The 9,072-nt window shown below is 69.0% G+C and carries 10 protein-coding genes; 3 read left to right on the top strand and 7 right to left on the bottom strand.

What is annotated here, in order from left to right; all coding sequences use genetic code 11:
- Together KSO98_RS18225 and KSO98_RS18220 are read right to left on the bottom strand one after the other, a co-directional pair.
- On the bottom strand, positions 1-414 hold a 414-nt coding region (locus KSO98_RS18225; RefSeq protein ID WP_263642984.1), incomplete at its 3' end, for a flavin monoamine oxidase family protein.
- A 134-nt stretch (positions 415-548) separates the two neighbouring features.
- On the bottom strand, positions 549-1,922 hold the full coding sequence (locus KSO98_RS18220) for an aspartate aminotransferase family protein (RefSeq protein WP_225287179.1): 1,374 nt from the start codon (positions 1,920-1,922) through the stop codon (positions 549-551).
- Between the two features lie 159 nt (positions 1,923-2,081).
- On the opposite strand from KSO98_RS18220, the gene KSO98_RS18215 reads away from it, so the two are divergent.
- Positions 2,082-3,329 (top strand): saccharopine dehydrogenase family protein, encoded by a 1,248-nt coding sequence (locus KSO98_RS18215; protein ID WP_225287178.1) that lies wholly within the window; start codon positions 2,082-2,084, stop codon positions 3,327-3,329.
- A 73-nt stretch (positions 3,330-3,402) separates the two neighbouring features.
- Here KSO98_RS18215 and KSO98_RS18210 read toward each other — a convergent pair whose 3' ends face one another.
- Genes KSO98_RS18210 through KSO98_RS18195 form a run of 4 tightly spaced genes read right to left on the bottom strand, consistent with a single transcriptional unit; the run spans position 3,403 to position 7,355 of the window.
- Positions 3,403-4,191 carry an ABC transporter permease gene (locus KSO98_RS18210; RefSeq protein ID WP_225287177.1) on the bottom strand — a complete coding sequence of 263 codons (789 nt, stop codon included), beginning with the start codon at positions 4,189-4,191 and terminating at the stop codon, positions 3,403-3,405.
- Complete coding sequence (locus KSO98_RS18205; protein ID WP_225287176.1) at positions 4,188-5,072, bottom strand: ABC transporter permease; 885 nt, start codon at positions 5,070-5,072, stop codon at positions 4,188-4,190. The genes KSO98_RS18210 and KSO98_RS18205 overlap by 4 nt, the downstream gene beginning before the upstream one ends.
- 1 nt (position 5,073) lies before the next feature.
- A complete protein-coding gene (locus KSO98_RS18200; RefSeq protein ID WP_225287175.1) occupies positions 5,074-6,276 on the bottom strand; it encodes an ABC transporter substrate-binding protein in 1,203 nt (400 codons plus the stop codon).
- Positions 6,273-7,355 (bottom strand): ABC transporter ATP-binding protein, encoded by a 1,083-nt coding sequence (locus KSO98_RS18195; protein WP_225287173.1) that lies wholly within the window; start codon positions 7,353-7,355, stop codon positions 6,273-6,275. Before KSO98_RS18195 ends, KSO98_RS18200 begins: the two co-directional genes overlap by 4 nt.
- A gap of 79 nt (positions 7,356-7,434) precedes the next feature.
- Here KSO98_RS18195 and KSO98_RS18190 point away from each other — a divergent pair, with 79 nt between their 5' ends.
- Together KSO98_RS18190 and KSO98_RS18185 are read left to right on the top strand one after the other, a co-directional pair.
- A complete protein-coding gene (locus KSO98_RS18190; RefSeq protein ID WP_225287172.1) occupies positions 7,435-8,187 on the top strand; it encodes a FadR/GntR family transcriptional regulator in 753 nt (250 codons plus the stop codon).
- On the top strand, positions 8,184-8,870 hold the full coding sequence (locus tag KSO98_RS18185) for a cache domain-containing protein (RefSeq protein WP_225287171.1): 687 nt from the start codon (positions 8,184-8,186) through the stop codon (positions 8,868-8,870). The genes KSO98_RS18190 and KSO98_RS18185 overlap by 4 nt, the downstream gene beginning before the upstream one ends.
- Positions 8,871-8,918: 48 nt before the next feature.
- Here KSO98_RS18185 and KSO98_RS18180 read toward each other — a convergent pair whose 3' ends face one another.
- Positions 8,919-9,059 (bottom strand): aldehyde dehydrogenase family protein, encoded by a 141-nt coding sequence (locus tag KSO98_RS18180; protein ID WP_372457811.1) that lies wholly within the window; start codon positions 9,057-9,059, stop codon positions 8,919-8,921.
- Positions 9,060-9,072 lie beyond the last annotated feature (13 nt).

The raw sequence follows: 9,072 nt of genomic DNA, 5'->3' as shown, positions 1-9,072 counted from the left end.
GGGATCCATCTCCGCGACCAGCGCGTCCAACACCTTCGTCAGCCGATCGATCTCGGCGTTGGTCCGCTCAGAGACGGGCATCTCGTCGGCGAAGCGACGCGCGACGCCGTCGCTGCCGACGTAGAGGGACTCGCCGCTGCGGTAGCGCTTGAACGTCTCCAGACCCAGCTCGTCGAGCAACGCGATGAGGGCGGTCTGGTCGGGGGAGACCCACTGGCCCCCGACCTCGAAGTCGACCTCCTCCTCATGCGTCTCGTTGCGCAGCCGGCCGCCGATGCGGTCGCGTGCCTCGAGGACGGTCACCTCGCGGCCGGCCTGGAGCAGGCGGTAGGCGGTGGTCAGGCCGGTGACGCCGGCACCGACGACGATCACGTCGTGCTGCTGCACGGTGGGCTGGTTGGGCTGGGCGGTCATGGGGAGGTTCCTTCAGTCAGGGCATGCTGGCGCTGGGTGAGGGAGCGGTCGGAGCCGCACGGACTGCTGCGGGAACCGCGGCCACCATGTCCACGTGGCCGCGGTTCCCTGACTCCTCGCAGTCGGGAGGAGGCTCAGACGAGCGAGGCGCCCTTCTCGAGCACGATCCGGAGGACCTGGGTCATCTCGTCGAAGTGCGACTGGTCGCAGATCAGCGGCGGGGCGACCTGGATGACCGGGTCGCCGCGGTCGTCCGCGCGGCAGTAGAGCCCGTTCTCGAAGAGCGCCCCGGAGAGATAGCCGCGCAGCAGGCGCTCGGACTCCTCGGTGTCGAAGGACTCCTTGGTGCTCTGGTCCTTGACCAGCTCGATGCCGTAGAAGAAGCCGTCGCCGCGGACGTTGCCGACGATCGGGATGTCCAGCAGCGACTCCAGGCTCGCCCGGAATGCCCCCTCGCGCTCCCGGACGCCCTCCAGGATCTGCTCGTCCTCGAAGATCTGCAGGTTCTTCAGGGCGACCGCCGCCGACACCGGGTGTCCGCCGAACGTGTAGCCGTGCAGGAACGTGTTCGTGCCCTGCCGGAAAGGCTCCATCAGCCGGTCGGAGGCGATCATCGCGCCGATCGGGGCGTAGCCCGAGGAGAGTCCCTTGGCGCAGGTGATGATGTCGGGCTGGTAGCCGTAGCGCTCCGCGCCGAACATGTGGCCGAGTCGGCCGAACGCGCAGATCACCTCATCCGAGACGAGCAGGACGTCGTACTCGTCACAGATCTCGCGGACACGCTGGAAGTAGCCGGGAGGCGGCGGGAAGCAGCCGCCGGCGTTCTGCACGGGCTCGAGGAAGACCGCGGCGACGGTGTCGGCGCCCTCGTACTCGATGGTCTCGGCGATCTGGTCCGCGGCCCAGCGACCGAAGGCCTCCTCGTCGTGGGCGACATGTTCGGGCGCACGGTAGAAGTTGGTGTTCGGCACCCGGAAGGTCGACGGCACGAGGGGCTCGAAGGGCTGCTTGAACGTCGGCAGACCGGTGATCGACAGGGCGCCCTGGGTGGTGCCGTGGTAGGCGTACTTCCGGCTGATCACCTTGTGCTTGCCCGGCCGGCCGGTGAGCCTGAAGTAGTTCTTGGCCAGCTTCCAGGCCGACTCGACGGCCTCGCTGCCGCCGGTGGTGAAGAAGACGCGGTTGAGATCGCCGGGCGCGTACGAGGCGACCTTCGCGGCGAGCTCGATCGCGGCCGGGTGCGCGTAGGACCACAGCGGCATGAACTCCAGCTGCTTGGCCTGCTCGGCCGCGGCCTCGGCGAGATCCACGCGACCATGGCCGAGCTGGCTGGTGAAGAGCCCACCGAGCGCGTCGAGGTAGCGCTTGCCGTTGCTGTCCCAGATGTAGGGACCCTCGCCCTTCACGATGACGGGGACGTCGGCGTGCTCGTAGACCGAGTGTCGCGCGAAGTGGAGCCAGAGGTGGTCCTTCGCGGCGCGCTGGAGCTGCTCATTGTCCATGGCCATGCGGCCCATCGTTCCCGGCTCTGCTTCGGTTGGCAAGCGGATCCGTTGCATCCGGACGGATTCGGCACGAAATCCGTTGCGACCGATGCGACCGGTGAGGCGAAACAACAAGCGCCAGGACTGTAGCGAGCGCTTCGTACATCGGGTTACAGTCTTCCCATGACCACGACGCCCACTCAGCCCAGCCCGATGCGCATCCTCCTGGTCGGGGCCGGTGGGGTCGGCGCCGCGTTCGCCGCGATCGCCGCCCGGCGCGACTTCTACGAGGCGATCCTGATCGCCGACTACGACGCCGAGTCGGCGGAGCAGGCCGCCGCCGTCGACGCCCGCTTCGCGTGGGCGCAGATCGACGCCGGTGACGTCGACGCGCTCGTCGCGCTCGCCCAGGAGCACCGCATCACCCACGTCATGAACGCGGTCGATCCCCGCTACGTGATGCCGATCTTCGAGGCCGCGCGCATCGTCGGGGCCGACTACCTCGACATGGCGATGTCGCTCTCGCAGCGTCACCCGCAGGACCCGTTCACCAAGACCGGTGTGATGCTGGGCGACCAGCAGTTCGCCCAGCACCACCTGTGGGAGGCGGCCGGCCGGATCGCACTTGTCGGCATGGGCGTGGAGCCCGGCCTCGCCGACGTCTTCGCCCGGTACGCCGCCGACCACGACTTCTCCGAGATCGACGAGCTCGGCGTGCGCGACGGCTCCAACATCACCGTCGAGGGCTACGAGTTCGCGCCGTCCTTCTCCATCTGGACCACCATCGAGGAGTGCCTCAACCCGCCGGTGATCTGGGAGAACGGCACCTGGCACACCACCGAGCCGTTCAGCGAGCCTGAGGTCTTCGACTTCCCTGAGGGCATCGGCCCGGTCGAGTGCGTCAACGTCGAGCACGAGGAGGTCCTCCTCATGCCGCGCTTCGTCAACGCCAAGAAGGTCACCTTCAAGTACGGCCTCGGCGACGAGTTCATCGAGGTGCTCAAGACGCTCTCCAAGCTCGGCCTGGACAAGGTCGAGCCGGTCGACGTCCCGTCGCGAGCCTCCGGGACCGACGTATCGGTGAGCCCCCGCGACGTCGTCGCCGCGCTGCTGCCCAATCCGGCCAAGCTCGGTCCGCAGATGAAGGGCAAGACCTGCGCCGGCCTCAAGGTCACCGGCCTCGACAAGCAGGGCGACCCCAAGGCGACGTACTACTACCACGTCGTCGACAACGAGTGGTCGATGCAGGAGTACGGCCACCAGTGCGTGGTCTGGCAGACCGCGATCTGCCCGGTCGTCGCCCTTGAACTGATGGCCCGAGGCGTCTGGACCGGGGCGGGCGTCCTGGGCCCGGAGGCCTTCGACGCCACCCCGTTCCTCGAGCTGCTCAACGAGTACGACGGCCCCGACTGGGGCATCAAGGAGCTCTGAGCACCTTCACGACCGATGACGAAGGGCCCCGCCCGGCAGGTCGCCGGGTGGGGCCCTTCGTCACGTCCGGCTCTCAGGCCTCGTCGTCGCCGTAGCGCTGCGCGATCCACACGGGCACGACGGCGATCACGGTCAGCACCGCCGCGACCACGTTGATGACCGGCGCCTGGTTGGGCCGGAACAGGTTGTCGAAGATCCACAGCGGCAGCGTGCGGGTGGAGCCGGCGGTGAACTCCGTGACCACGATCTCGTCGAAACTCAGCGCGAAGGCCAGCAGGCCGCCGGCGAGCAACGCGCCGCGCAGTTGCGGGAACGTCACCCAGCGGAACGTCTGGAACGCTGTCGCGCCGAGGTCGGATGAGGCCTCCTGGAGGTTCGTCCCGGTCCGGCGCAGCCTCGCCTGCACGTTGTTGAACACCACCACGATGCAGAACGTCGTGTGCGCGATGATCACGGTGAACAGGGTCAGGTTCCAGCCCAGCACCGAGTGGAAGGTCGTGTTCATCGCGATGCCGGTGACGATGCCCGGCAGAGTGATCGGCATGGTGATCAACAGGCTGATCGGCTGCTTGCCCCACACCGGGTAGCGCTGCAGCGCGAAGGCCGCGCACGTCCCGAGCACCAGCGCCAACGACGCCGCGCACACGCCCACGATGGCGGTGGCGCCCAGAGCGTGCCAGGCGGCGCTGTTGTGGGCCGCCGCCTTCCACCACGAGAGCGTCAGACCACTCGGTGGGAAGGCGAACGTCCGCGAGGAGTTGAACGAGTTGAGGACGACGAAGACCAGCGGGATGTAGAGGAACAGCAGGACCAGGATGGTCCAACCGCCGACGAAGCGTCGCAGACCTGCCGAGAGTCTCATCGTGCCTCCTGTTCGAGAGTGCCGGTCGCCCGCAGGGCGAAGAGGTACAGCAGCACGACCACCAGCGGGACGAAGGAGAGCGCCGCGGCGAGCGGCTGGTCGTTCGCGGTGACGAGCTGGCCGTAGATGACGTTGCCCAGCAGCTGGGACTTGCCGCCGACGATCTGCACGGCGATGTAGTCACCGAGCGAGAGCGAGAACGTGAAGATGGAGCCGGCTGCGATGCCGGGGAAGGCCAGGGGCGCCGCGATCCGCCGCAGGGTGGTGCCACTGGTCGCGCCCAGGTCGGCGCTCGCCTCCCACATCGAGGAGGGCACCCGGGCGAAGGCGGCGTAGACGGGCAGGATCATGTACGGCAGCCAGAGGTACGACAGCGTGATGACCGTCGCGGGCAGCCCGTAGCCGATGCTGTGGCCGCCCGTGATCCAGTCCAGGGGCCCGTTCGGTGCGAGCAGGCCGCGCCACGCGTACGCCTTGACCAGGTAGGAGGCCCACAGGGGAGTCGTCACCGCCACCATCAGGGCGATGCGCATCCGCGGCCCTGCGACCTTGGCCATGAACAGGGCGAGCGGCACCGCGAGGAGGGCATCGATCACGGTCACGCCGAGGGCGACCCCGACCGTGCGCAGCGTCACGGTACGGAACAGCGGATCGTGCAGCACCGCGCCGAAGTTGCCCGTGGTGGTGACCCGGACGACCTGACCCGTGAAGGAGTCGACGCTCCAGAACGCGCTGACCAGCAGCACCGCCATCGAGCCCAGGTAGGCGATGAAGAGCCAGGCCAGTGGCGGGAGCAGCAGGAGATACCCGAGCGGTGCGGGACGGCGGCGCGAGGGCCGCCGTCCCGCACGCAGGTTCTCGGTGGGAACCAGCGCGGTCACGTCAGCCCTTCATCTGCTGCCACTTGGTGACCCACTCGGCGTAGTCGGTGCAGTCACTGCCCGAGCCGTCAACGCACTGCTTCTGCGGCGTGGTCCAGTAGTGGATCTGCTTGGCGTACGCGTCGTCGGTCGCGTGATAGGTGTCGCAGAACGACTTGTCACTGGTCTGGTCGCAGGCCAGCGTCTGCGCGGGGGCCTCGCCGAACCACTCCGCGACCTCGGCGTTCACCTTCGGCGAGGTGATCCAATTCATCCACTCGTACATGCAGTTCGGGTGGGCGGCCTTGGCCGCGAGCATCCAGGTGTCCGACCAGCCGGTCGCGCCCTCCGCGGGCACCGTGGTGCCGACCTGGACCTTCTTGTCGGCGTTGATCAGATTGGCGATCACCTGCCACGACGTGCCGATCACGGTCGAGCCCGACTCGAAGGACTGCACCGCCTTGGTGTAGTCGGACCAGTACTCGCCCACGTTCGCGTTCTGCTGCTTGAGGAGGGCGATCGCGGCGTCGAGCTGCTTCTCGGTCAGGGAGTAGGGGTCCTTGATGCCCAGCTCGGGCTTGGTCTTGGCGAGGTACAGCGCCGCGTCGGCGATGTAGATCGGGGAGTCGTACGCGGTGATCTTGCCGTGATACGGCGTCGTGGCGTCGAAGACCGAGCTCCAGGACGTCGGGGCGGTCTTCACCTCCGCCTTGTTCCAGGTCAGGACGTTGGCACCCCAGCCGTGCGGCACGCCGTACATCTGTCCGTCGACGGAGTTCCAGGGCTGGTTCTTCAGGAAGCCCGAGATCGTCTTGTAATTGTCCACCAGATCCGTGTTGACCGGCGCGACGTTGCCCGCGTAGATGAGGCGCAGGGTCGCGTCGCCGGAGGCCGAGACGCCGTCGTAGTCGCCGGTGCGCATGAGCTGGACCATCTCGTCGGAGGTGCCGGCGACCTTGGCATTGACCTGGCAGCCGGTCTGCTGCTCGAACGGGTGGACCCAGTCGACGGACGTGTCGCTGGACCCGTCCTCGGCGTAGCCGGCCCACACGACGAGGTTGAGCTTGCCCTCGCCCGTGCCGACCTTGGTGGCCGCGCTCATCGTGGGCGGCTTGATGTCCTTGGTGCCTCCGCTGCTGGTCGTGGTCGTCGAGGACGAGCAGGCGCTCAGGGCGAGGGTGGCAACGCCGAGCAGTGCGGCGGCGCTCTTCAGGCGGATCTTCATGCGGTGATCTCCTCGGTGGGGGTGTCGCGCCGGTCGGTTGGGTCGGCATCGGTGAGCTGGTGGAGAGCGTCGTCGGTCCACGCGAGCCGGATCCGGTCACCGCGCTGGACATCACGCACGCCCCCGGTGTTGAGGCTGGTGAGCGTGAGCGTCACGGGGCCGACGTCGGCCAGGACGCGGGTGCTCGCGCCCGCGTAGACGACCTCGGTGACGGTCGCCTCCCGGACGGTGGCGCGAGCGGGGGCGGGGGAGTCGCCGAGCACGGCGATCTTCTCGGGGCGCACGGCCCACGTGCCGCTGCGGCCCACGACCTGCTGGGCGATCGCGTCGGAGAGGATGTTGGAGGTGCCGACGAAACCCGCGACGAAGCGGTTGGCCGGCTCTTCGTAGACCGACCGTGCCGGTCCGACCTGCTCGACGCGTCCGTTGTTGAACACCGCGAGGCGATCGGACAGCGTGAGCGCCTCGTCCTGGTCGTGGGTGACGAAGACGAACGTGATGCCGACGTCGCGTTGGATGGCCTTGAGCTCGACCTGCATCTCCTCGCGCAGCTTCAGGTCCAGGGCGCCCAGCGGCTCATCGAGCAGCAGCACCTTGGGGCGTACGGCCAGGGAGCGGGCCAGCGCGACGCGCTGACGCTGTCCGCCGGAGAGCTGGGCCGGCTTGCGGGCGGCCATGTGGTCGAGCCGGACCATGGCGAGCGCCTCGTCGGCCCGGCGGCGGCGCTCGCCCCTGGTCACGCCGCGGGTGCGCAGGCCGTACTCGACATTCTCGCGCAGCGTCATGTGCGGGAAGAGCGCGTAGTCCTGGAAGACGGTCGTCACGTCGCGGCGATGCGGGGGCACGGTCGTGACGTCGACGCCTCCGAGCAGGACGGTGCCCTCGGTGGGCTGCTCGAAGCCGGCGATCATCCGCAGCACGGTCGTCTTGCCGGAGCCCGACGGGCCGAGCATCGCGAAGAACTCGCCGTCGGCGATCTCGAGGTTGACGGTGTCGACCGCGACGGTGCTGGCGAACGTCTTGCGGATGCCGCGCAAGGTGACCGATCCGTTCGCGGGTCTGGTCGTTGGGGATGCCATGGCGTAAAACTATGGAACAAGTTTTCAATCCGCAATCATTCTCCGGAACTATTCCGCGACGAGAGGCGTACTGAGCTGCATGCGGCACTACTTCGGCCACGGCACCGCCGCCGTCTTCGCGCCTCTGGAGCCGCTGGGGCGCGCCGAGCAGGTCAGTCGCCGGCTCACCGACGCCATCGAGCTCGAGCTGCTCACCGACGGCACCCAGCTGCCGGGCGAGATCGAGCTGGCCGCCGCCTTCGGCGTCGCGACGGTCACGATCCGCGAGGCGCTCGCGGACCTGCGCCGCAGAGGCCTGATCGAGACGCGGCGCGGGCGCGGTGGAGGGAGCTTCGTGCGCACGCCGGAAGGCGGGCCGAGCGATCTGTCGCGCCAGCGCCTGCGCGCCCGCAGCGTCGTCGAGCTGCGCGACATGGGTGACCTGTACGCGATCGTCTCGGGCGGCGCGGCCGCGCTGGCCGCCCAGCGCTCCTCGGCCGATGACGTGCGCCTGCTGCGGGCGGCCTGGGAGGAGCTGGCCGGTGCGACGGATGCCGGGGCGCGGTGTCGGGCGGATGCGCGTTTCCGGGTGCTGGTCGCCGTCGCGGCGCAGTCCCCGAGGCTGTACCGCGCCGAGATCGATCTTCAGGCGGAGGTGGGCACGCTGTTGTGGCTGGCCTCGGAGAAGACCGACGGCACCCACACCCACCGCGCCGATCTGGAGCGGTGTGCAGCGATCCTGGATGCGATCGAGGAACGGGCGAGCGAGCGCGCTCGCTGTGTCGCCGAGCACCGCGTACGCGACGCCACCGCACGCATGATCGAGCATCGTCTGACCGAGGAGGAGCTATGACCACGCAGGCCCTGAGGCCCGTGCTGGACGTCATCGACGCCGTGGCGGGGGAGGCCTTCGGCTTGACCGGGGTGGTCGAGGCGTTCATCGCCGAGCACCTCGCCGGTCAGCTCGACGAGGCACCCCTGGCCGCCACGGTCTCCGGGCTGCGGTCTGCGGTCGAGCCGCACCTGACCACACCCGGCGCTCGGGTCGTCGGGGCCGGATTCGTCGCGGCGATCGGTGTCTTCGCCGACCGGCCATGGTGGCTGGAGTGGCTCGTGCGTGAGGGGGCGCTCGTCCAGCGGCTGCAGGTGCCGTTGGGTCCCGAGCAACCGGGCTTCTACGACTACACGACCACGTCGTGGTTCCGCGAGCCCGAGCGCGACGGCCGGCGGCACGTGATCGGGCCGTTCGTCGACTACCTGTGCACCGAGGACCTGACCATCACCTTCTCCCAGCCGGTGACGGTCGACGGACGGTTTGTCGGGGTCGCCGCCTGCGACGTGCGCGCCGTCACCGTGGAGCGCGAGCTGCTGCCCGTGCTGCGCCGCTTGGAGCACACCTACATCGTCGCCAACGACGACCGGGTGCTGTGCAGCAACTCCGGTCGCTACGTGTGCGGCGACCTGCTCGCCGCCGGTGCGGCGCGACGGCGTCATGGGCTCGAGGGCCTGCCGCTGACGATCGTCGAACCGGCCTGAGCCGGGTGGCGGTCGACGCCTCTGTCGACGCGCCACCCGGCCGCGGTGTCACTGCTGGACGTAGAAGAGGCGCTTGTTGAGGAACTCGTCGATGCCCAAGGGGCCGAGCTCGCGGCCGAAGCCGGAGCGCTTGGTGCCTCCGAAGGGCAGGTCGGCGCCTTCCCCGGCGGGGGTGTTGACGTTGGCCATGCCGACCTCGAGC

The sequence above is a fragment of the Nocardioides nematodiphilus genome, from assembly GCF_020216525.1.
In the GTDB taxonomy this organism is placed as follows: Bacteria; Actinomycetota; Actinomycetes; order Propionibacteriales; family Nocardioidaceae; genus Nocardioides; species Nocardioides nematodiphilus.
Note: the sequence above shows the minus strand (reverse complement) of the source record. Positions and strands in the feature narration are given on the sequence as shown.